This window comes from Sphingobium sp. VMM, assembly GCF_056790315.1.
In genome coordinates this window covers 12,175-33,224 of record NZ_JBXGSI010000001.1, presented here as the reverse complement: position 1 = coordinate 33,224, position 21,050 = coordinate 12,175, and the positions used below count along the sequence as shown (strand labels likewise).

Below are 21,050 nucleotides of genomic sequence, written 5' to 3'. Positions count from 1 at the left end.
AAACTCCACGATCGAGGCACCGCCATCTGCTTTCAGGTGACATCCTTAAGCATCGTGGACGCGTCAGCCAGTTGCGTCGGATTCAGCACCGCTCCGGACAGCACATGCGCGCGGCCCTGAACATAATCCTTGACCGCATTGACGCAATCGAGCGCGATCAGCTTGCCGTCCTTGAGGTAAAGTACAGAGAAGCTGCGGGTCGCCGGATCGCCGCGCAAAATCGTCTGGTCATGCCCGGTCGACAGTCCGACGGTCTGGAGCTTCAGATCATATTGGTTCGACCAGAACCAGGGCACAGCGTTATAGGCCTCTTCCATGCCCATAATATGGCCTACCGCGGTCTTCGCCTGATCGTTGGCGTTCTGGACCGATTCCAGCCGGATCTGCGCACCACGGGCGAAGCTGTTGGCATGCGCCGCGCAATCGCCCACCGCATAGATGTCGGGCAGGCTGGTGCGGCAATATTCGTCGACATCCACGCCATTGCCGCCGATGGCCCCCGCCGCGATCAGCGGGCCGGTTTCGGGGATGATGCCGATGCCGACGATCACCATGTCGGTTTCGATCCGCTCGCCATCGGCCATCTGCACGGCGGTCGCCTCGCCATCCGTCACCTCGATGCAGTCCATCCGTGCGCCGGTGCGCAGGTCGACGCCATGGGCGCGATGTTCCGCCTCATAAAAGCGCGATAGATCTTCACCCGCCACGCGCGCCAGCACGCGATCAAGCGCTTCGAGCAGCACGACCTTCTTTCCGAATTTGGACAGCACGGCCGCCGCTTCAAGCCCGATATAGCCGCCGCCGATCACAGTCACATGGTTGATCTGGTCGATCTTCGCCATCATCGCGTCGACATTGTCGCGGCGGCGCACGGCATGGACATTGGGCGCTTCGGCGCCATTGCAGGTCAACATGCGGGGAGAGCCGCCCGTGGCCCAGATCAGCTTGCCATAGCCTATTTCCGTGTCGCCTGCGGTCACAAATTTACCGACAGGATCAACGGCCTTCACGCGGCGGCCGAGCAGCATGTCGATCCCGCGCTCTTCCCAGAAGCTCGCCGGGCGGATCAGGATGCGATCAAAGCTCTTGTCGCCCGCGAAATATTCCTTGGACAGCGGAGGACGTTCATAGGGGGGATCCTTTTCGTCGCCGATCATGGCGACCGAGCCTTCGAAACCCAGTTGCCGCAGCGATATGGCCGCTTGCGCACCGGCATGGCCCGCACCCACGATCAGGACGTCATAACTACTCATTCGAAAATCCCATCAAAAATCGGTTCTGGATAGCTGCTGTCCGCGCATTGCTGGCGGACTGCCGACATTGCCATGGCCCACTCAGCCGTTCGATCGGCGATCAGCAGCGGCACCTGCTGTTCGGGCCAGTGACGGAAGGGAAGAACCGTGCCATCCCGGCGCCACAACTCGACCTGATCGAGCCGGACATCGGCTATCAGCCATTGCGGCCGGTTCAGGTCGCCAAATGCGAACACGCCATTGTCCGGCGTGATGCCGTCAGGCGGCCCGTAAATGCCCGCCGAGCCGTGATTCTCGTCCAGCGAGGGCAACCAAGGCGCCTCACCGACCGTCGGCGCCTGAACCACATAGCATTGATTTTCCAACGCCCGGGCCTGCGCACCGATACGCACGCGCCAAAAGCCCTGCATGCTGTCGGTCGCGGAAGGAACAAGGATGATTTGCGCACCCGCCTCTGCCTGCGCACGCGCGATCAGCGGAAATTCGGCATCATAGCAGATGGTTATCCCCACCCGTCCGACCGGTGTATCGATCACATGGATGGCCTCGCCACCCCCTATGCCCCAGGTTTCCCACTCGAATCGGGTCATGACGATCTTGTCCTGATGACCGGAACTGCCGTCCGGGCAAAAAAGGCGGGCACGGTTGACGATCAATCCCCGATTATCCCGGCATGGGCGGCTGCCGCCCAGGATCGTCACCTCATAGTGAATGGCAAAATGGCGATGTAGTTCGTCGATCCGCTCCCCGACCGCCATGACATGATGCAGCCAGGCCTGCAAATCCGCCGCAGCGTCAGGATCGCCGCCCGCCAATTCCATCGCAGCATATTCTGGGAAAAGCAGGAGTTGCGCACCCTGTTCCGCCGCTTCCCACACCCAGCGGCTGATCTTAATTTCCCAAGCGCCGTAGGTGAGTAGAAGCTCGATCGGATATTGCGCGGCGGCAATACGGAAATCTGTCATTTGGACGCCTATAGCTGCTTCAACCAGAAGCGCATCAGATGTTCGCTCTCTTTAGCTTGCCCGGCTTCCTTCCAGCGCATGTTCATGGTGAAGCGCGGCGCAAGGCGATAGCCGCGCCTGTGCCAGAAGGGGGTGAGGTCGCGTGCGCTTTCCGGTCGCAAGGGATGGTCCGCATCCCTCGACACCGCGCAAAAGACAGCGCTACTCGCACCGGCCTTGCGCGCCGCCGCCTCGCGCTCGTCGAAGAAGCGATGACCCAGGCCGAGCCCGCGAAACTGGGGCAGCAGCACGGACTCGCCGAAATAGAAGAAGCTATCGACATCGACGCCGGCGGCCAGAAAGGGAGATTTGACGGCATCAGACTGAGTCGCCATGGGCGATGCGGTAGCCATGCCCACGGGAATTTCCCCCAGCCGTGCGACCACCAACACGGCCGCCTCGTCGCTCAGAAACTCGGCCAGATAGCCGGCTTCATAATCGACGCTACCATCATAAAGATAGGGCCAGCTGCGAAACACAGTCATGCGCAAGGTTGCGAGCGCGTGCAGCGACATGTCGTCCTTGCAAATGCACTCGACCCGGATCTGCTCGACGAGGTCCGCCTGCATCAACCCGCCTTCACCTGATCCAGCCAACCGGCCAGATTATAATGATTGCTGACCCGCGCGATCAGGCCATCGCGCAGTTCGAAAAAGGCGCCGACGCGCAGAAGGTAACGCTGGCCCGATGCCGGGGGCAGACCGGTATCGGTTTCCAGATATTCCCCTTTCAGCATGAATTCCCCCGCCGCCCGTTGCCCGTCAGCCGAGGTCAGGAACACCGGATCAATGACCTGTTCCCTGTAGCAGCGGTTCATATGGTCGAGAAACTCGGCAAAGGCTGTCTTCCCCCTCCGCACCGCACCCTGCGAGGGTTCATGCACGACATCATGCGTCAATAAATCGAGCATCGCCGCACTGTCGCCGCGATTGAAGGCCGCATAATAACGGACAAGCAGATCATCGTTCATCGTCTTCAATTTTCCGGCGCTATGGTGACCCGAAGACCGTCCATCTCGGCCGTCAGGGGAATCTGGCAGGAGAGACGCGACCGGTCACTGCGATGATCGCTACTGTCGAGCAGGTCGTTTTCATCCTCGCTCATCGCGGGCATCGCCGCGTCCGGCTCGATAAAGACATGGCAGGTCGCGCAGGAACAACATCCGCCGCACAGCGCCAGCAATTCATCCAGGCCGCTGTCGCGGATCGCTTCCATGAGCGACAGGCCGGCTTCTGCTTCGATCGGCCGTTCCGATCCATTCCGGTCGGCAATGATGATCTGGACCATTAGTTCGTCCCTTTCATTAGCCGTTCCGCATGCCAGCGCAAATGATCGGCCATGAAGGAGGAAATGAAATAATAGCTGTGATCGTAGCCGGACTGCATCCGCAGCGTCAGCGGCTGGCCCGCGCTTTTGCAGGCCGCCTCCAGCAATTCGGGACGAAGCTGTTCGGCCAGAAACTGGTCGGCATCGCCTTGATCGACCAGCAGATCAGGCAACCGGGCGCCATCCTCGATCAGCGCGACGGCATCATGTCTGCGCCAAACGGCGCTGTCCTCTCCCAGATAGCCCATCAGCGCCTTCTTTCCCCAGGGCACCTGCGAAGGGGCAACGATCGGAGAGAAAGCCGACACCGCCTTGTACCGATCGGGATGGTTGAGGCCGATGGTCAGAGCGCCGTGGCCACCCATGCTGTGGCCCATGATCGACTGGCGTTCCATATCGGCGGGGAAGTTCGCCGCGATCAATGCGGGCAACTCCTCCGTCACATAGGACCACATGCGATAATGGAGCGCAAAGGGCGCCTCGGTTGCGTCGACATAGAAGCCCGCGCCAAGGCCGAAATCATAGGCTCCGGCCGGATCGTAGGCGACGCCCTCTCCGCGCGGGCTGGTGTCCGGCGCGACGAGGATCAGCCCCAGCTCCGCGCAGGCTGAACGGAACTCGCCCTTTTCCGTCACATTGGCATGGGTGCAGGTAAGTCCGGACAGATACCAGACCACTGGCAGCTTCACGCCTTCCGCATGGGGCGGCACGAAGACGGAGAAGGTCATCTCCGTCCCCGTCACGCTGGAAGCATGTTTATGGACGCCCTGGACCCCGCCATGGCTTTTGTTGGTTGAAACGGTTTCCAGGGCCATCATTCACTCGCTGAAGAAATAGGCGCAGACCTTGTTCCCGGCCGGATCGCGCAGATAGGCGGCATAGGCGCCGGGCAAGTGACCGCGAGGGCCAGCTGCGCCTTCACACGCACCACCCGCCGAAACGCCAGCGGCGTGGAATGCATCGACGTCAGCTTGACTGGAGGTCGCAAAGCCGATGGTCACACCGTTGCCGGATGGCGCTTCACCGTTGCCCGGACGCAGGACCGGAAAGGCCGGCTTGTCCTTGCCATACAGAATGGCGCTGTCACCAAAGGGCCCCAAATTCTTCACGCCCAAAGGCGCCAGTGCGGCGTCGTAAAACGCCGTGGAAACTGCCAGATCGCTTGCGCCGACGCAGGCGTGCGAAAACACGCCATCACCCGAAATCACTGCCATATTTATTCTCCGACTCTATCAAAAATGAATGTCAGAACACAACCACGCTGCGAATGCTCTTGCCGGCGTGCATCAGGTCGAAGGCGGTGTTGATCTCCTCCAGACCCATGACATGGGTGATCATCGGGTCGATCTCGATCTTGCCGGCCATGTACATGTCGACAATCTTGGGCACGTCGGTTCGGCCCTTGGCGCCGCCGAAGGCCGTGCCGCGCCAGTTGCGGCCTGTGACGAGCTGGAAGGGACGCGTCCCGATTTCTTTACCCGCTTCGGCTACGCCGATGATGATCGATGTGCCCCAGCCGCGATGGCAGGCTTCCAGCGCGGTACGCATAACTTCGGTATTGCCGGTCGCATCGAACGTATAGTCGGCGCCGCCGTCGGTCAGTTCCACGACCTTCGCCACCGTCTCTTCCCGGCTCAGCCCCTTTGAATTGAGGAAGTCGGTCATGCCGAACTTGCGGCCCCATTCCTCACGGTCGGGATTGATGTCGACGCCGATGATCTTGTTCGCACCGACAAGGCGCGCGCCCTGGATCACGTTGAGACCGATGCCGCCCAGGCCGAAGATAACGACATTGTCGCCCACCTGCACCTTGGCCGTGTTGATGACCGCGCCCACGCCGGTCGTCACGCCGCAACCGATATAGCAGCTCGACTGGAAGGGCGCGTCCTCGCGGATCTTCGCCACCGCGATCTCCGGCAACACGGTGAAGTTCGAAAAAGTCGAGCAGCCCATATAGTGGAAGATCGGCTGGCCCTTGTAGGAAAAGCGCGTCGTGCCGTCGGGCATCAGACCCTTGCCTTGCGTCGCGCGGATCGCGGTGCACAGGTTGGTCTTGCCGCTGAGGCAGCTTTTGCACTGGCGGCATTCCGGCGTGTAGAGCGGAATCACGTGATCACCCGGCTTGACCGAAGTGACGCCCGCGCCGACCTCACGCACGATGCCCGCGCCTTCATGACCCAGGATCGAGGGGAAGATACCCTCGCTGTCGAAGCCGTCGAGCGTATAGGCATCGGTATGGCAGATGCCGGTCGCCATGATCTCGACCAGCACTTCACCAGCTCGGGGCCCTTCCAGGTCTACCTCGACGATTTCCAGGGGCTTCTTCGCTTCAAAGGCGACGGCGGCGCGGGTCTTCATGTCTCACTCCTGCTCGTGATCAAGGTCGGAAATGAGCTGATGTGGCTCGGCGCAACCGGCAAAATTCTCGCACCACCATGCGAAGATGCTCGTTAGCCAAACCACAGGCCCCTCCGATATTCTTTTCGTGCTCAGGTTCTAGCAATTCGCTCGCGCTGTGATAATATAGTCATTCAGCAAATAATTATTTCCTATTAGGGATAATAAATGTCGAGTTGGGACGGGATCGACGAATTTGTTAGCGTTGCGACGACAGGCTCTTTCACGCGCGGGGCGCAATCGTTAGGCGTCTCGACGACCCATGTCAGCCGATCGATCATGGCGCTGGAGCAACGAGTACAGGCGCAACTGTTCCACCGCACCACACGCACCGTCCGCCTAACCGACACCGGGCGCGTTTTTTTCGAGCGCTGTGAACGGATAGCCCAGGAACGAGACGAAGCCATTGCGCTGATCGGAGACCGAAGCGAGCCCCAAGGCGAGTTACGGGTCACCTGCTCCACAGCCATGGGGGAGCGTTTTATCTCGCCAATCATTCGTCGCTTTGCCATGCGACATTCCAGACTTAATGTGTCCATCGAACTCACCAATCGGGTGACCGATCTGATTGCCGAGGGCTTCGATTTGGCTGTGCGAACAGGCACAATCACTGACTCGCGCCTGATCGCGACGAGAGTTGCCTCACGCACACTTTATACCTGTGCTGCGCCCAGTTACCTTGCCACGACTGGACGACCGACAATGGTGGAGGCGCTGGATCAGCATGAATGTATCGCGGGCTCTGCGGCCACGTGGCATTTCAAGGTGGACGGCCAGGAAGTCATTCACAGGCCCCAGGGGCGGTTCCGCTGCAATAGCGGCCAGGCAGTGATGGAAGCGTGCGTTGCCGGCCTGGGCATCTGCCAGCTACCCGATTTCTACATCCTGCCGTACCTGAAGCATGGCATGGTCGAACTGCTGCTGGAAGACATGCAACCCGACGATGAACCGATCTGGGCGGTCTATCCCCAGCGGCGCCATTTGCTCCCAAAGGTGCAGCAGGTCGTCGATTGCCTGCTGCATGAGTTAGGGCCGGCGATGAACAGGCCACGAAACGAAAGAACCTCAGGATAAGTCTCGACTTCCATTTATCCCACCAGCTACAGCAGTACGATCGGCTGGCGCCCTTCATCCATCTCAGGCAGCAAGATCCACAAGGGGCACGACCGCTCGAGCCACCAAATCATCCAGACCATCGACGATCCACCGGGAATAATGCCGCTCGATCATCACGACGGAGGTGTCGTGCAGCGCGGCCACGAGGCGAATCGGCAGTCCCATGCGGAGGCCCCGAACGATCGAGCTGTGCCGTAATGCATAAGGGATGGTTGCGGCTGGGAGCCCTGCCTCTTTCACAACCTGATTCCAGCTTCGGGTCATTTCCGAGGGCGATTTCCATGGCCCTCGTTCGTAACGCTCCCACTTGACCGCCGAGACCTGCCGGACACGCCAACGTTCCAACAACGGCGCACTCGACGACCGATCCTCCACGATCGGCTTCAGCAGTTCGACGATATCGTCGCCGATCGCCACGCGGATATGCTCGTTGTTCTTCTTATTCCCCTTGTAGGATTGCGGGATCATGAGCCGGTTCCGCTCCAGCAACGCATCCGCGACCTGCATCCGCCGCAACTGGGCGAATCGGGCACCGGTCGCCGCCATGACCGCGACCAGACGCCCCAGATCCTCGTCCATGGCGCAGGCGGCCGCGACGATCCGGCGCACCTCGGCATCGGCCAAAATCTGGTTCTCACGGGCCTTCGACTCGGTCACCGCCGGGGCTTCGAGGGACAAGCCATATTTGATGGTCAGCGGCAGATCGACCGGAAGAACCTTGCGATGCTCTGCCCAGGCCGCATTGAGGGCCGCCTTGAAATCGTTGAGCAGCCGCTGCGTGCTGGTGAACTTCTGTCGGGCCAGTCGCTTCTGCCAGGCGCGCAGATCCGCCTCCGACAAATCCTTGAGTGCCAACCCTGCCATCCGCTTGTCGCCGAGGACATGCTTGTTGAGCTTGTAATGGGCATCCGACCGGACATCCCTTCCCGCCTGTGCCGCGCGCCGCGCGTCGCGTCGCACGACATAGGCCGAGATCGCCGTCCCGACGGTGATGTTGGGGTCAAGCGCTGCCGGCGCACCGCTCGTCTGCCGCTCGACCCATTCGAGCGCTTTTGCCAGCGCCTGCTTCCAGCTGAGGATCGTATCATCGTCAGCGTCACGGACGTCGTCTGGCTCGCCCAACGTGGCGTTCAAATAGGCATTGGGCACATCGGTGCGCCGGAAACGGACCACCCAGCTGACCTTCCGCGCGCCCTTGTAATAGCCGATATGGAAGCCCTCGGAGACGAGCCGCCAATAGGCCTTGGTCTTGACCGGCAGGCGCAGGCGCACGGCCCGATCCTGGATACGAATGTCGGCAACTATGCGAGCCATAAGCGAAAGGGACCATCCGATTTCTTGTCCTTTTGCTATAGCAGGACTGCCTTGGATTCGCAAGGATGCCACAATGCTAAGTATATGAAATTAAATGCATCCCAGAGTGTCCCCAGACGTCTTGGCGGCTCTCTCTCACGGCTGAAACACGGGTTCGATTCCCGTAGGGGTCACCAGATTCGATCATATCTGACGAACAACAGATATGCCGACGCACTGGCGATCGCATTTCTCTGCGGGCAGCCGCCCTACATCCCTAGCTCGCTCAACCCCGGATGATCGTCAGGCCGGCGCCCCTGCGTCCAGTGGAATTTCCGGTCGGCCGCGCTGATCGGTGCATCATTGATGCAGGCGAACCGCCGCTGCATCAGGCCGCTCGCGTCAAACTCCCAATTCTCGTTGCCATAGGAACGGAACCAGTTGCCGCTGTCGTCATGCCATTCATAGGCGAAGCGCACCGCGATGCGGTTGTCGGCAAAGGCCCATAATTCCTTGATCAGCCGATAATCCAGCTCGCGCTGCCATTTGCGCGTCAGGAAGGCGATGATCGCCGAGCGGCCATTGACGAACTCCGCCCGGTTCCGCCACTGGCTGAGCGGCGTATAGGCCATGGCCACCCTGGCCGGATCGCGGCTGTTCCAACCATCCTCGGCCAGGCGCACCTTCTGTGTCGCGCTCTCCAGGGTGAAGGGCGGCAGCGGCGGTCTCACATTGTCCATCATGCGTCTCCCAATTTGCCGAGGCGATCCTGCAACGCCCTGTTTTCAGCTTCCAGCTGCGCCAGCCGCTCATGCAGCGGCCGGACCGCCTGTTCGATCTCGCGCTCGGTGAAGCGCGGCGTGATATGCTGCGGGCAGTTCCAGTCGAACGCCTCCAGCCGCAGCCGGAAGATGCGCTCCGCCCGCGCCTTGTAATCCTTGTCCATGACAAGATCGGTGAGCGCCGGATCGGCATCGAGCGCCAGCTTCTCGACATGGACGTAGATTTTGAGCCGGGCACGGCGGGGATAGTCCACCAGGATCAGGCAGGCCCGGTCGTTCGCGGCCAGGTTGCCGGTGCTGATATATTGTCGGTTGCCGCGATAATCGGCAAAGGCCAGCGTCCGGTCGTCAACCAGCTTGAGGAAGCCGGCCGGGCCGCCGCGATGCTGGACATAGGGCCAGCCATCCTCCGACACGGTGGCCATGTAGAAACTGTCGCGGGCCGCCAGGAAATGGGCTTCATTGTCGGTGAAGCGGTCAAAGGCGCGATTGCCGCTGAACGCCGCCCAATGGGCGTCCGCGCCCATCTCCGCCTGCGCCGCGCGGACGCTCGGCGTCGTGGCGATATCCAGAAAACCGTAGGACATGGCCTGTCTCCCATCATCCGTCCGTTGCGGGGCCATGCTTCGACATGGCCCCGCCGGGTGTTCAGCGCGCCGCGACCTTGCGATCGAGGAAGTCGCGGATCAGCGGCGCCATTTCATCCAGCTTGTCTTCCAGGGCGAAATGGCCGGTATCGAGAATATGCATCTCCGCGTCGGGCAGGTCACGCTCGTAGGGATGCGCGCCGGCTTCGGGGAAGATCTTGTCATTCTTGCCCCAGACGATCAGCGTCGGCGGCTTGCGTTCGCGGAAGAAGGCCTGGAATGCCGGGTAGAGCGGCACATTGGTGCGATAGTCGTAGAACAGGTCGAGCTGGATATCCTTGTTGCCCGGCCGGTCGAGCAAGGCCTGGTCCTGCACCCAATTGTCGGGGCTGATCCGCGACAGATCGCGCACGCCATCGGTATATTGGAATTTGGTGGCGTCGAGGCCGACGAGCCAGGCCTGCGCCTCGCGATCCTTGGCCGATCCGCTCTTCCAATAGGTCTTGATCGGATCCCAGAAGGCGCCCAGCCCTTCCTCATAGGCATTGCCATTCTGGACGATGAGGCCGCTGACCCGCTCGGGATGCTTGAGGGCGAGGCGGTAGCCGACCGGGGCGCCATAATCCATGACATACATGGCGTAGCGCCGGGCGCCGATCTTGCCCATCAGCGTGTCGACCATGTCGGCATAATGGGCGAAGCTGTAGGTGAACTGGCGATGGTCGGGCGCGTCGCTCTGGCCAAAGCCCGGATAGTCGGGCGCGATCACATGATAGCGGTCGGCGAGGAGCGGGATCAGGTTGCGGAACATGTGCGACGATGTCGGGAAGCCGTGGAGCAGCAGCACCACCGGGCCGTCGGCGGGGCCGGCTTCGCGATAGAACATCTTGACGCCGTCGATGGTGGCGCTGCGATAATGGACCGTGGCGGCGGCAGCCTGCGTGGCGACGGCGCTCGCGGGCGCGGCGATCGCCTCGGCCGAGGCAGCGATGCCGGCGGTCGCCAGCAGCATCGAAATGACCAGTTTCTTCATCATGTCCTCCACCCTGTTGGGGTCGCTGAGCAAGGGCTTCAGCTTCTGGAGACAGAGATAATCCTTGTCGTCATTCCTGATAATTCGGGAAAACTGGAAGTAATTATTCCTTATTATGGAATAATGGTCATGTCTGCTGGAACAGAGGATTGGCCCGCAGCCGATCGACCGCCAGATCGACGAAACTGCGCACCTTGGCCGCCGCCCGCCGCCCTTCGGCGTGGATGACATGGATCGGCATCGGCTTTTCCATATGCTCGTCCAATATCGTGACCAGCCGCCCGGCCGCCAGTGCCGGCTCGACCTGGTAGGACAGCACCCGCGTCAACCCCCAGCCCTGCTCGGCGGCGGCGATCGCCGCCTCATTGGTGTTGCAGAAGAGCTGCGGGTGCACCGTGACGCTGCTCCGTCCCTCCGGTCCGAAATGCCATTCGGGGGAGGCCCATGCCCCGGTCGGGCCGATGATGCGATGATAGGCAAGATCGGCCGGGGTCCGGGGCATGACATGCTGCTCGAAATAGGCCGGCGCGCCACAGATGACCCGCCGCACCGTCCCGACCCGAATGGCGCTGAGGCCCGAATCCGGCAGATGACCGATCCGGATGGCGACATCGATGCCCTCCTCGACGATGTTGACAAGCCGGTCGACGAACAGGCTGCGCCCGGTCACCGCGGGAAAGCGATCCAGATAGTCGAGCAGGATCGGCAGCACGTACATCTGGCCGAAGACCACCGATCCCGTGACGATCAGCGTGCCGGTGGGATTGCCATGGGCGCCCGCCGCCGCCGCGTCCGCATCCGCCATGTCGGCCAATATCCGGCGGCAATCGTCCAGATAGCCACGGCCCGCCTCGGTCAGCTTCACCGATCGCGTGGTCCGCGTGAGAAGGCGCACGCCGATCTCGTCCTCCAGCGCGGAAATCGCCCGCGTGACCGCCGGCGGGCTCAGATGCAGCTGCCGCGCGGCTTCGGCAAAACCGCCTGTTTCCGCCACGCGAACGAATATCTTCATGGCTTGCCAACGGTCCAAAGCATTCCCCTCGATCATCGCTGCGGCCGAAAAGGATGCGCAGAACCCCATGCGCCGGTCAATCAGCAGGACTGACGCACAAGGTCCGTTTCGGGCGCAACAGAAACGATTATCTCATGGACCTCCCCCCCTTCATCATGACGCCTCAGGGTCGCCCCCGATGGAAATGCACAGGGATCACGGATATCACCGCGCAACGATAACCAGGGGGACATGACGTGCCGATCGACTACCGCAACATGGTTCGCCACGGTCGCCTGTTTTGCGCCTTGCTGCTGCTCCCCCACACCGCCCTCGCCCAAGGCGATCGCGCTACATCACCGCCGGAATTTGCCCGCCGCGCCGACAATCTGAAGCCCGGCCAATGGGTCTGGGCGCCGCAGGTATCGCCGACCGGGCCGCTGCTCGTCTATGTCGATCTCTCGCGCCAGATCGCGACCGTCTATCGCAACGGCGTGCGCATCGCCGTGTCCACCATCTCCTCGGGCAAGGAAGGCCATGCAACGCCCACCGGCGTCTTCACCATCCTGCAAAAGGACAAGGACCATCGGTCCAGCACCTATAATAACGCGCCCATGCCCTATCAGCAGCGCCTGACCTGGGACGGCGTCGCGCTCCATGCCGGCGGCCTGCCGGGCTATCCCGAAAGCCATGGCTGCATCCACCTGCCTTATAAATTCTCGCAGGAACTCTTCGCCATCACCAGCCTGGGCGCGACCGTGGTGGTCCAGGGCAATGCCGCCACCCATATGCGCACCAGCCAGGCGAGCCTCTTGTCACCGATCAACGACAAGGGCGAGCAGGTCGAATATCGCCCGCTCAAGGGCGAGGAATATCGCTGGCAGCCCGAACTGGCGACCAGCGGCCCGCTGACCATCATCGTCTCTAAGAAGGAGCAGCGGATCGTCGTGCTGCGCAACGGCACGGAAATCGGCCGCAGCGTCGCCGAGATCAAGGAGGGCGATCCCGGCTCCCATGTCATCACCCTCACCATGGGGAAGGATGGCAAGACCCACTGGCTCTATGTCGGCCTGCCGGGCCATGAAAATGATGTCGAGAATGTCGTGGACGAAGCGGTGCTGAACCGGGTGCGCCTGCCGCGCGGCTTCTACGACAAGATCCGCAGCCAGTTGAAGCCGGGCACCACCATCCTCGTCACCGACTCCAGCGTCGGCGCCTCGACCGGCGAGAAACTCACGATCATGGACGCGGTCGCGCCCCAGCCCTGACCACCCATCAAGCATCGCCACGGCGGAGCCCTCTATGCTTGCGGGCACCCATCCCCATGCGCACAAGCTGTCGGAAAGAGCAGCATGCCACAGGAAAGGATGAGGATAATGCCCCGCTTCACCGCCGAAACCGCCATTGCCGCGCTAGAGATCGAGCAGTTGGTGATCGACTGGGGCTATGATCTGGACCTTAATGGCGGCATGAATGTCGCACCGCTCTGCACCGACGATTGCCATTATCTGGTCGGCGGCACGCTGCATCAGGGCCATGGCACCATCACCGCCTTCTACACCGCCCGCAACGAACGGGTCGCCGCCCAGCAGAAGGATGGCGTCCGCACTCAGCGGCACACCATCACCAATATGCGCATTCAATTCCCGGCCGTCGATCATGGCAGCGCGCAGTTCATGCTGGTCAATTATTCAGGTGAAGGCAAGGCGCCGATCCTGAACCTGGTCGGCCCGACCATCGTCGCCGATTGCCGCATGGAATTCCGCCGGGATGCGGACGGCGAATGGCGCATCTCGCTGTTCGACAGCACGCCGATGTTCATCGGCAATGATCCGTTCCTCAACGCCGCCGTTGTCCGGAAATAGGGAAATTCGCCGCCCGGCAAGGCTGACATGGAAATGCCGAACCCGGCGCACAATGTTACAGACATCGCCGCAATCTGAAATCGCCGGGCAAAATCACACGCAGACACTCCGCCTGACCAGCGTCAGACCCGGAGTGCAGCGTGATACAACAGCCGATCAATTTCCCGGCCCGGACCGACCAGACAGACAGGAAGACGCAGTCGATCTGCTTCTTCTTCAACGCGCAGATCCATCATCTTCTGCACGCCATGCCGCTGGCACTGGAATTGTCGCATGATCCGCGCTTTCGCGTCGATATCATCGCGGCCGGCGCCGATCATATTGCGCTGGCCCGCGACCTGGCAGCCCGTCATGGCGGCGGCCGGCTGAACTTCATCCATCTCGACAATATCTGGCTGCGCACCCTGTCCCACCTGTCGGGCCATGCCAGCCCGCCCAAGCTCGCCACCCTCCTCGCCGCGCGCCACCGCCTCGCCCGCTATGACGCGATCGTCGTGCCCGAACGCACCTCGCTGCTGCTACGCCGGCTCGGGCTGGCGGGCAGCCGCTTCATCCATACCTGTCATGGCGCGGGCGACCGCGCGGTTGGCTATGATCCGCGCATCGCGCTGTTCGACTTCGTGCTGCTGGCGGGCGAGAAGCAGCGCCGGCGGATGCTGGCGCAGGGCCTGATCCGCGAGGATCATTACGCCATTGCCGGCTATGGCAAGTTCGACCTGACCCAAGGCCAGCGCCCGGCGAGCCCCTTCACCGACAATCGCCCGATCATACTATACAACCCGCATTTCTCGCCGCGCCTCTCCTCCTGGCAGGCGATGGGCACGGATGTACTGCGCCAGTTCGCGGCCGATGACCGGTTCAACCTGATCGTTGCGCCCCATGTCCGCCTGTTCGACAATCGCCGCAAGCGCGCTGCAGCCGAGCGCATGCTGGCCGAATTTGCCGGCCTGCCGCATATCCATGTCGACCTGGGCAGCCGGGCGAGCGTCGACATGAGCTATGTCCAGCTCGCCGCCGCCTATATCGGCGACGTGTCGAGCCAGATCTATGAATTCATCGCCACACCGCGCCCCTGTCTCTTCCTCAACGGTCATGGCGCGCAGTGGCGCGACGATCCCAACTATGCCCATTGGCATTATGGCCCGGTCCATGAATCCGCCGATCGCATCCCCGACAAGGTCGCCGCCGCCATGGCGGCCCACGGCATGTATGACGCCGCCCAGCGACGCGGCCTGTCCGATACCTTCACCAGCGGTGGCGCGCCCGCCTCGACGCGCGCGGCCAGGGCGGTCGCGGATTATCTGACGCGCGGCGCGCCAGCAGCGCGGCCCGTTCCGACACCCTATAAGCTGCGGGAGGCGCTGCGCCATGGCTGATGCCGATCGCCGCCTCTGGCTCGTCGCCCGCGTCCATGCGCCCGATGAAGGCGGGGTCCAGACCTATGTGGCCGAAACCGCCCGCGCCTATGCCGCGCTGGGCTGGCGCGTCACCCTGTTCGCCAAATCCTCGGCCGGTCCGCGCCGGGTCAGCAGCGACGGCGTCGAACTGATCGATGTCGGCCCGGCCTCGCGCCTGCGGGTCTATGGCCGGCTGTTCCGCGCCATGGCCGGCGCCTGGCTGCGCGGTGAGCGCCCACAGGCAATCCATGCCTGCACCTGGCGCGCAGCCCTGCCTGCCCTCGCCTTTCCCCGCCCCCTCATCGTGACGATCCATGGCCGGGAAGTCGGTCGCCCGGCCGGCGGTGCCTTCGCGCTGCTGCGGCTGGTGCTGCGCCGCGCCCGGCGCATCGTCGCGGTCAGCGCCGTCACCCGCGACCTGCTGGTGCAGCGCCTGCCCGATCTTGCCGCGCGCACCATCGTCGCCTGGAACGGGGTGCGCATGCCAACCGACCGCCCCACCACCGCCTTCCAGAATGGCGCCGCGCCGGCCCAGATACTGACCGTCTGCCGCCTGGTCGCGCGCAAGAATATTCCGGCCGCGATCGACGCCGCAGCCGCCTGCCTGCGCGAGGAAGCCTCACTCCACTACACCATCGTCGGCCGCGGCGTGGACGGCATCCGCATCCAGCAGACCGTGCGCCGCCACCAACTGGAGGATCATGTCCGGCTGGCCGGCTATGTCTCCGACGCGGAACTGGCCGCGCAATATCGCGATGCCGACATTTTCCTCCACCCCCAGATCTCGCTGGAGGATGGCGCCGAGGTGGAAGGCTTCGGCCTCAGCGTCGCCGATGCCATGGCACAGGGGCTGGCCTGCATCGTCGGCGCGGATGGCGGCCCTGCCGAACTGGTTCGCGATGGCGTCACCGGCCTGGTCGTCGACGGCAATTCCCCCAGCGCATTGCGCGCGGCGCTCGCGCTGCTGGCGCGCGATCCCGCGCTCTGCCGCCGGCTGGGCGATCAGGCCCGGATCTGGGCCGCGAACAACCTGTCATGGGAACGGCATTGTCGCCTCGTGCTGCACGAACTGCCGGCCAGCCGCCCCGCCCCGTCTCGCAGCGCGCCCGCACTCACCGAAGGAGGATAGGATGCGCAACTACAGGGGCCCCATCATCCATATCGGCTATCACAAGACCGGCACCACCTGGTTCCAGGATATTTTCTATCCCGCCGTCCGCAATCGTCGCTACCTGCCCCGCACCGTTGCGCGGGCCGCCTTTCTGGAGGCCGGCGCGCTCCATTTCGAGCCTGACCAGGCCCGCCACAAGCTGGGCCAGGACCGCGACGACATCATCCTGTGCGAGGAAAATCTGAGCGGCGGGCTGCATAATGGCGGGCTGGCCGGCAATCTTTCCAAGGATGTCGCCGGCCGCATCCGCGATACGCTGCCCAGCGCGCAGATCGTCATCTTCGTGCGCGATCCCTGCTCCGCCATCGCGTCCGCCTATCTCCAATATGTGAAGGGCGGCGGCACTTTCGGCATCCATCGTTATCTGTTCGGCCGCGACCGGCTCGGCCCGGTGGCGCCGGAGCGGGACGAGGCGCCCGGCTTCCGCCGCGAGCATTTCGACTATGCCCGGCTGATCGCTCATTATGACCGGCTGTTCGGCGCGGACAATGTCCATGTCTTCCGCTATGAGGATTTTCGCGCCGATCCACGCGGTTTCGCCGCCACCTATGCCGCCCGTTTCGGGCTGGATATCACCCTCGACCGGCTGGACTGGGGCACACGCAACCCCTCCCCCGGCCGGCTGCTGCTCTGGGCCTTTCGCGCAGCCAATCTCTTCACCCGGCGCGCCGTCGCGGACAAGGACTGCCTGCTCCATCTGCCCGGCTGGTATGGGTTCAGCCGCAAGCTGCTCCGCCGCGCCAATGCCTCGGGCCGCTTCGGTCGCCCGCTGCGCATGCGCGACATATTGGACGAAGGCGCCATCGCCCATTTCAACGACTATTACCGGCATGGCGAGGCTGCCATTGCCGACCGACTGGAACAACAGACATGCCGCGACGCGAAATCACGCGACGGGATGGCCGCAACGGCGCCGTCCTATGCTCGATCATGCAGAACAGCCACATCCTCCTTGCCGACGATGACGCAGCACTGCTGACGTCGCTGTCGGACTATTTCGGCCGCTATGGCTTCGACGTCGACACCGCCGCCAATCTCGCCGACATGCGCCGCCTTTCGGAAGAGGGTCATTATGACCTGTTGATCGCCGAACCGATGATGCCGGGTCAGCATACAGCCGGCCTGCTGCGCGAATTCGCGTTCGAGCGGCGCATTCCGGTCATCATCCACAGCCGCGCCAGCAGCGACATCGATCGCATCCTGGGCCTGGAAATGGGCGCGGAAGATTATCTGACCAAGCCCTGCAACGCCCGCGAACTGCTCGCCCGCGCCAATGCGGCCCTGCGCGCCCGTCGCCGCCAGGCCGATGCCGGCACCATGGCTACGGCACCGCGCGACAATAGCTGGGTCGCCTTCCAGGGCTGGCGCTTCGATCTCACCACCCGTCAGTTGTTCGATCCGAGCGGCGGCACCATCTCGCTGTCCGAGGGCGAATATCAGTTGCTGCGCGTCTTCGTGGCCAATGCGCGCCAGGTGCTCAACCGCCACCAGTTGCTCGATCAGGTCTATGGCGCGTCGAGCGACCATTATGACCGCGCCATCGATGTCCAGCTGTGCCGTCTGCGTCGCAAATTGTCGGCTGGCGGCCTCAAGGGACAGACGATCCGCACCGTGCGCAACGAAGGCTATATCTTCGTCCACCCCGTCACGGCTGGCAACGCCGCCAACTAATCATAATAAAAATCAGATCCATTACCCCGTATATGAAAATATGCGGGGATTTTTTCGTCACAAATCAAATATAATTACGACATTTCATAAATTATGAAATTCCGTGAAACATACGCAACATTTCACAACATAATCAAATCTATCGTCATATCTGTTTTTTATTGGCAACAGCTTTGTTAAACCTTTGTGAAACACGGCAAATCGCGTTGACGCACTTCGTCGCACGCATACAAATCTCTCCATCGGCTCGCGTCACCCCAAGGACAAAACCAACAGGGCGCGGACCGGGATAGAATATCCCAAGGGAGATTATTTTCATGCCGTCTCACATCATGCGGCGCCTTTCGGCGTCGACCATCCTGCTCGGCCTGGCGACCCCGGCCTTCGCGCAGACCAGCGCGGCGGATGATGGCGCGACCAGCGACACCATCGTCGTCACCGGTTCGCGCATCGCCCGCCCCGACCTGCAGCAGGCATCGCCGATCGCGATCGTCAGCGCGCAGGAATTGAAGCTCAGCGGCAAGGTCAACGTCGAATCGATCATCAATGACCTGCCCCAACTGATCCCCAGCACGACGGCAGCATCCAATAATCCGGGCGGCGGCGTGTCGACGGCCGACCTGCGCGGCTTGGGTGCCAACCGCACCCTGGTGCTGGTCGATGGGCGTCGCTACGTCTCCTATGACTCCAACCAGATCGTCGATCTCAACACCGTTCCGGCGGGCCTGATCGACCATGTCGAAGTCGTGTCGGGCGGCCGTTCCGCCGTCTATGGTTCGGACGCGATCGCCGGCGTCATCAACTTCGTGACCAAGCGCGACTTTTCCGGCGTGGAAGCAAACGCCAATTATCGCATCAACCAGGCAGGCGACGGCGGCACCTTCAACACCAACCTGCTGATGGGCGGCAATTTCGCCGACGGTCGCGGCAACGCCACCTTCTATATCGATTACACAAAGCGCGACGCCGTGCAGCAGTCGGCCCGCAGCTATACCAAGCAGGCCTATACCGATGACGGCGATGGCGGCCTGGCCGCCGGCGGCTCGGGCTCGATCCCCGGCACCCGCTTCGCCCTGTCCGGCACCCAGTATAAGTTCAATCAGGACGGCAGCTATTCGGCCTATGACGCGACGACCGACGCCTACAACTATGCGCCGGACAATTATCTGCAGGTGCCCCAGAAGCGCATCCTGCTGAGCGCCCAGACCCATTATGACGTCAACGATCACCTGACCGTCTATGCCGAGGGTCAGTTCATCAACAACCGGGTGAAGAACCGCCTCGCGTCCACGCCGTTCACCGGCTCGGTCTCGCTCGACGTCGACTCCTCCTTCCTTTCGCCGGAATCGCAGGCGCTGCTGTCCGCAGCCGACACCGATGGCGATGGCTATGCCACCGCCGCCATCTATCGCCGCCTCAACGAGGTCGGCGCCCGCATCTCCAACGTCGACAACACCGCCTATCGCACCCTGATCGGTGCCAAGGGCCAGATTGCCGGCGACTGGAACTATGACGGCTATTACAGCTATTCGCGCACCAAGCAGGTCGAGACCCAGACCGGCAACGTATCGCGCAGCCGCGTGGAGCAGGCGCTCAAGACCACCTATGACAGCGACGGCAATCTGGTCTGTTCGGACACCAGCAATGGCTGCGTCCCGCTGAACATCTTCGGCGAAGGCAATATCAGCAGCGAAGCCGCCGCCTTCATCTCGATCCCGGTCAAGAATGTCAGCACCGTGACCGAACAGGTCGCCAGCTTCGCCGTCACCAACGGCAATCTGTTCGACTTGGGCGCCGGCCCGGCCGGTATCGCCTTCGGTGCGGAATATCGCTCCGAACATGGCAGCTATGATCCGGACTATGCCCTGTCCTCGGGCGACGTCGTCGGCTTCAACGCCGGTGAAGGCCTGTCGGGCGGCTATAATGTGAAGGAGCTGTTCGCCGAAATCGACGTGCCGCTGCTCGCCGACCTGCCGCTGGTCCACAAGCTCGACTTCAACGGCGCCTATCGCTTCTCGCATTACTCGACCGCAGCCAAGAATGTCGGCACCTTCTCGGCCGGCCTCATCTATGCGCCGATCAAGGACGTCACCTTCCGCGGCCAATATAGCCGGGCGGTGCGTGCGCCGACCGTCGCGGATCTCTATTCGGGCCAGTCGCAGGACTTCCCGACCGCGAACGATCCCTGCTCGACCGAGGACGCGACCACCAATGCCAGCCTGGCGGCCAGCTGCGTCGCGACCGGCGTTCCGTCGAGCGCGCTCGGCACCGACATCAACGGTGGCAGCTCACAGATCGACTCGATCACCGGCGGCAACCCGAACCTGCGTGAGGAAAAGTCGGACACCTGGACCGCGGGCGTCGTGCTCCAGCCCAGCTTCCTGCCGCGCTTCAGCCTGACGGTCGATTATTACCATATCAAGATCGACAATTACATCTCGACGCCGGGCACCGCGAACATCATCAAGGCCTGCTATGGCGATCAGTCCAATGGCTGGACGCCCTATGACAGCAGCTATTGCTCGCTGCTGCCGCGCAACGAGAACAGCTATGCGATCGAGGGCGCGGAAAATCTCCTGTCCAACACCGGTGGTCTCAAGACCGAGGGCGTGGACTTCGAGATGAACTACAGCCTGCCGCTCAACTTCGGCGTGTTCGGCGCCAAGACCGGCAAGCTCAGCTTCCGCGTCGCGGGCACCCGTCTGATCCGTTACGACCTGAACCCGGTCGCGGCGATCCCGGAACTGAACCAGAGCTGCGCCGGCCGCTTCGGCGTCTATTGCGGCGATCCTTATTCCAAGCTGCGGCTCAACAATCGCATCACCTGGAGCAGCGGTCCGATCACCCTGGGCCTGACCCATCGCTATCTGTCGAGCGTCCGCGACGACGACGATACGACCACCTATACCGTCGAGAAGATCAAGGCCTACAACCTGTTCGACCTCGGCCTCCAGGTGCAGGCGACGGAAACCTTCGGCTGGTCGCTGGGCATGAACAACATGTTCAACAAGAAGCCGCCGATCATGGGCGACAACCAGCAGCAGTCGAACACCTATCCGTCGACCTACGACGTATACGGCCGCGCCTTCTTCGTGAACGCCTCGGTCAAGTTCTGATCATATTGCCGGACGGGCCTCCTCGCCTGTCCGGCACCTGCACCACAA

General features: G+C 62.5%; 21 protein-coding genes. 8 read left to right on the top strand and 13 right to left on the bottom strand.

The genetic code is table 11. The annotated features are described in order from the left end of the window. Positions 1 to 32: 32 nt before the first annotated feature. From ACUCV3_RS00160 to ACUCV3_RS00125, 8 genes are read right to left on the bottom strand one after another with little or no spacing between them, the layout of a single operon-like run. Positions 33 to 1,253, bottom strand: coding sequence for an NAD(P)/FAD-dependent oxidoreductase (locus ACUCV3_RS00160; protein ID WP_017501556.1), 1,221 nt, complete (start codon positions 1,251 to 1,253; stop codon positions 33 to 35). Then, complete coding sequence (locus ACUCV3_RS00155; RefSeq protein WP_017501555.1) at positions 1,250 to 2,218, bottom strand: carbon-nitrogen hydrolase family protein; 969 nt, start codon at positions 2,216 to 2,218, stop codon at positions 1,250 to 1,252. The genes ACUCV3_RS00160 and ACUCV3_RS00155 overlap by 4 nt, the downstream gene beginning before the upstream one ends. 8 nt (positions 2,219 to 2,226) lie before the next feature. Next, positions 2,227 to 2,826 (bottom strand): GNAT family N-acetyltransferase, encoded by a 600-nt coding sequence (locus tag ACUCV3_RS00150; protein ID WP_017501554.1) that lies wholly within the window; start codon positions 2,824 to 2,826, stop codon positions 2,227 to 2,229. Then, the gene (locus tag ACUCV3_RS00145) at positions 2,826 to 3,227 is read right to left on the bottom strand and encodes a ketosteroid isomerase-related protein (RefSeq protein WP_482240281.1); all 402 of its coding nucleotides are present in this window, start codon (positions 3,225 to 3,227) and stop codon (positions 2,826 to 2,828) included. The genes ACUCV3_RS00150 and ACUCV3_RS00145 overlap by 1 nt, the downstream gene beginning before the upstream one ends. Positions 3,228 to 3,232: 5 nt before the next feature. Beyond that, a complete protein-coding gene (locus tag ACUCV3_RS00140; protein ID WP_017501552.1) occupies positions 3,233 to 3,544 on the bottom strand; it encodes a 2Fe-2S iron-sulfur cluster-binding protein in 312 nt (103 codons plus the stop codon). Next, positions 3,544 to 4,392, bottom strand: coding sequence for an S-formylglutathione hydrolase (fghA, locus tag ACUCV3_RS00135; protein ID WP_026109246.1), 849 nt, complete (start codon positions 4,390 to 4,392; stop codon positions 3,544 to 3,546). Before fghA ends, ACUCV3_RS00140 begins: the two co-directional genes overlap by 1 nt. Positions 4,393 to 4,401: 9 nt before the next feature. Beyond that, positions 4,402 to 4,797, bottom strand: a complete 396-nt coding sequence (locus ACUCV3_RS00130) for a VOC family protein (protein WP_017501550.1) — start codon at positions 4,795 to 4,797, stop codon at positions 4,402 to 4,404. A gap of 31 nt (positions 4,798 to 4,828) precedes the next feature. Then, the gene (locus ACUCV3_RS00125) at positions 4,829 to 5,941 is read right to left on the bottom strand and encodes an S-(hydroxymethyl)glutathione dehydrogenase/class III alcohol dehydrogenase (protein ID WP_017501549.1); all 1,113 of its coding nucleotides are present in this window, start codon (positions 5,939 to 5,941) and stop codon (positions 4,829 to 4,831) included. A gap of 207 nt (positions 5,942 to 6,148) precedes the next feature. Between ACUCV3_RS00125 and ACUCV3_RS00120 the strand changes: the two genes are divergently transcribed. After that, entirely contained in the window at positions 6,149 to 7,054 is a 906-nt protein-coding gene (locus ACUCV3_RS00120) for a LysR family transcriptional regulator (protein ID WP_017501548.1), read from the top strand. A gap of 63 nt (positions 7,055 to 7,117) precedes the next feature. Here the strand turns inward: ACUCV3_RS00120 and ACUCV3_RS00115 are convergent, their stop codons facing one another. The 5 genes from ACUCV3_RS00115 to ACUCV3_RS00095 all read right to left on the bottom strand — a co-directional run bounded on the left by ACUCV3_RS00115 (position 7,118) and on the right by ACUCV3_RS00095 (position 11,803). Next, the gene (locus ACUCV3_RS00115) at positions 7,118 to 8,245 is read right to left on the bottom strand and encodes a tyrosine-type recombinase/integrase (RefSeq protein WP_313326511.1); all 1,128 of its coding nucleotides are present in this window, start codon (positions 8,243 to 8,245) and stop codon (positions 7,118 to 7,120) included. A gap of 413 nt (positions 8,246 to 8,658) precedes the next feature. Then, complete coding sequence (locus ACUCV3_RS00110) at positions 8,659 to 9,129, bottom strand: nuclear transport factor 2 family protein (protein WP_048938651.1); 471 nt, start codon at positions 9,127 to 9,129, stop codon at positions 8,659 to 8,661. Beyond that, complete coding sequence (locus ACUCV3_RS00105; protein ID WP_279776280.1) at positions 9,129 to 9,758, bottom strand: pyridoxamine 5'-phosphate oxidase family protein; 630 nt, start codon at positions 9,756 to 9,758, stop codon at positions 9,129 to 9,131. The genes ACUCV3_RS00110 and ACUCV3_RS00105 overlap by 1 nt, the downstream gene beginning before the upstream one ends. A 61-nt stretch (positions 9,759 to 9,819) precedes the next feature. After that, positions 9,820 to 10,791, bottom strand: coding sequence for an alpha/beta fold hydrolase (locus ACUCV3_RS00100; RefSeq protein ID WP_432215176.1), 972 nt, complete (start codon positions 10,789 to 10,791; stop codon positions 9,820 to 9,822). A gap of 127 nt (positions 10,792 to 10,918) precedes the next feature. Then, on the bottom strand, positions 10,919 to 11,803 hold the full coding sequence (locus ACUCV3_RS00095) for a LysR family transcriptional regulator (RefSeq protein WP_279730761.1): 885 nt from the start codon (positions 11,801 to 11,803) through the stop codon (positions 10,919 to 10,921). A 236-nt stretch (positions 11,804 to 12,039) separates the two neighbouring features. Here ACUCV3_RS00095 and ACUCV3_RS00090 point away from each other — a divergent pair, with 236 nt between their 5' ends. The 7 genes from ACUCV3_RS00090 to ACUCV3_RS00060 all read left to right on the top strand — a co-directional run bounded on the left by ACUCV3_RS00090 (position 12,040) and on the right by ACUCV3_RS00060 (position 21,002). Continuing rightward, on the top strand, positions 12,040 to 13,050 hold the full coding sequence (locus ACUCV3_RS00090) for a L,D-transpeptidase (protein WP_279730763.1): 1,011 nt from the start codon (positions 12,040 to 12,042) through the stop codon (positions 13,048 to 13,050). 108 nt (positions 13,051 to 13,158) lie between these two features. Further along, a complete protein-coding gene (locus tag ACUCV3_RS00085; RefSeq protein ID WP_482240280.1) occupies positions 13,159 to 13,647 on the top strand; it encodes a hypothetical protein in 489 nt (162 codons plus the stop codon). Positions 13,648 to 13,787: 140 nt separating this feature from the next. Continuing rightward, positions 13,788 to 15,023, top strand: a complete 1,236-nt coding sequence (locus ACUCV3_RS00080) for a glycosyl transferase (RefSeq protein WP_279730766.1) — start codon at positions 13,788 to 13,790, stop codon at positions 15,021 to 15,023. Then, on the top strand, positions 15,016 to 16,173 hold the full coding sequence (locus ACUCV3_RS00075; protein WP_279730767.1) for a glycosyltransferase family 4 protein: 1,158 nt from the start codon (positions 15,016 to 15,018) through the stop codon (positions 16,171 to 16,173). The genes ACUCV3_RS00080 and ACUCV3_RS00075 overlap by 8 nt, the downstream gene beginning before the upstream one ends. 1 nt (position 16,174) lies before the next feature. Continuing rightward, entirely contained in the window at positions 16,175 to 17,194 is a 1,020-nt protein-coding gene (locus tag ACUCV3_RS00070) for a sulfotransferase (protein WP_482240279.1), read from the top strand. After that, positions 17,146 to 17,886 carry a winged helix-turn-helix domain-containing protein gene (locus tag ACUCV3_RS00065; RefSeq protein WP_026109479.1) on the top strand — a complete coding sequence of 247 codons (741 nt, stop codon included), beginning with the start codon at positions 17,146 to 17,148 and terminating at the stop codon, positions 17,884 to 17,886. Before ACUCV3_RS00070 ends, ACUCV3_RS00065 begins: the two co-directional genes overlap by 49 nt. A 317-nt stretch (positions 17,887 to 18,203) precedes the next feature. Then, positions 18,204 to 21,002, top strand: a complete 2,799-nt coding sequence (locus ACUCV3_RS00060) for a TonB-dependent receptor (RefSeq protein ID WP_125985837.1) — start codon at positions 18,204 to 18,206, stop codon at positions 21,000 to 21,002. Positions 21,003 to 21,050: the final 48 nt, after the last annotated feature.

Bases quoted from the DNA above. Each gene is read 5' to 3' on its own strand.
- ACUCV3_RS00160 (WP_017501556.1), bottom strand. From the start codon at position 1,253: ATGAGTAGTTATGACGTCCTGATCGTGGGTGCGGGCCATGCCGGTGCG.
- ACUCV3_RS00145 (WP_482240281.1), bottom strand. From the start codon at position 3,227: ATGAACGATGATCTGCTTGTCCGTTATTATGCGGCCTTCAATCGCGGC.
- ACUCV3_RS00075 (WP_279730767.1), top strand. From the start codon at position 15,016: ATGGCTGATGCCGATCGCCGCCTCTGGCTCGTCGCCCGCGTCCATGCG.
- ACUCV3_RS00085 (WP_482240280.1), top strand. From the start codon at position 13,159: ATGCCCCGCTTCACCGCCGAAACCGCCATTGCCGCGCTAGAGATCGAG.
- ACUCV3_RS00130 (WP_017501550.1), bottom strand. From the start codon at position 4,797: ATGGCAGTGATTTCGGGTGATGGCGTGTTTTCGCACGCCTGCGTCGGC.
- ACUCV3_RS00140 (WP_017501552.1), bottom strand. From the start codon at position 3,544: ATGGTCCAGATCATCATTGCCGACCGGAATGGATCGGAACGGCCGATC.
- ACUCV3_RS00095 (WP_279730761.1), bottom strand. From the start codon at position 11,803: ATGAAGATATTCGTTCGCGTGGCGGAAACAGGCGGTTTTGCCGAAGCC.
- ACUCV3_RS00105 (WP_279776280.1), bottom strand. From the start codon at position 9,758: ATGTCCTACGGTTTTCTGGATATCGCCACGACGCCGAGCGTCCGCGCG.
- ACUCV3_RS00060 (WP_125985837.1), top strand. From the start codon at position 18,204: ATGCCGTCTCACATCATGCGGCGCCTTTCGGCGTCGACCATCCTGCTC.
- ACUCV3_RS00125 (WP_017501549.1), bottom strand. From the start codon at position 5,941: ATGAAGACCCGCGCCGCCGTCGCCTTTGAAGCGAAGAAGCCCCTGGAA.
- ACUCV3_RS00110 (WP_048938651.1), bottom strand. From the start codon at position 9,129: ATGGACAATGTGAGACCGCCGCTGCCGCCCTTCACCCTGGAGAGCGCG.
- ACUCV3_RS00100 (WP_432215176.1), bottom strand. From the start codon at position 10,791: ATGAAGAAACTGGTCATTTCGATGCTGCTGGCGACCGCCGGCATCGCT.
- ACUCV3_RS00155 (WP_017501555.1), bottom strand. From the start codon at position 2,218: ATGACAGATTTCCGTATTGCCGCCGCGCAATATCCGATCGAGCTTCTA.
- ACUCV3_RS00150 (WP_017501554.1), bottom strand. From the start codon at position 2,826: ATGCAGGCGGACCTCGTCGAGCAGATCCGGGTCGAGTGCATTTGCAAG.
- ACUCV3_RS00120 (WP_017501548.1), top strand. From the start codon at position 6,149: ATGTCGAGTTGGGACGGGATCGACGAATTTGTTAGCGTTGCGACGACA.
- ACUCV3_RS00065 (WP_026109479.1), top strand. From the start codon at position 17,146: ATGCAGAACAGCCACATCCTCCTTGCCGACGATGACGCAGCACTGCTG.
- ACUCV3_RS00070 (WP_482240279.1), top strand. From the start codon at position 16,175: ATGCGCAACTACAGGGGCCCCATCATCCATATCGGCTATCACAAGACC.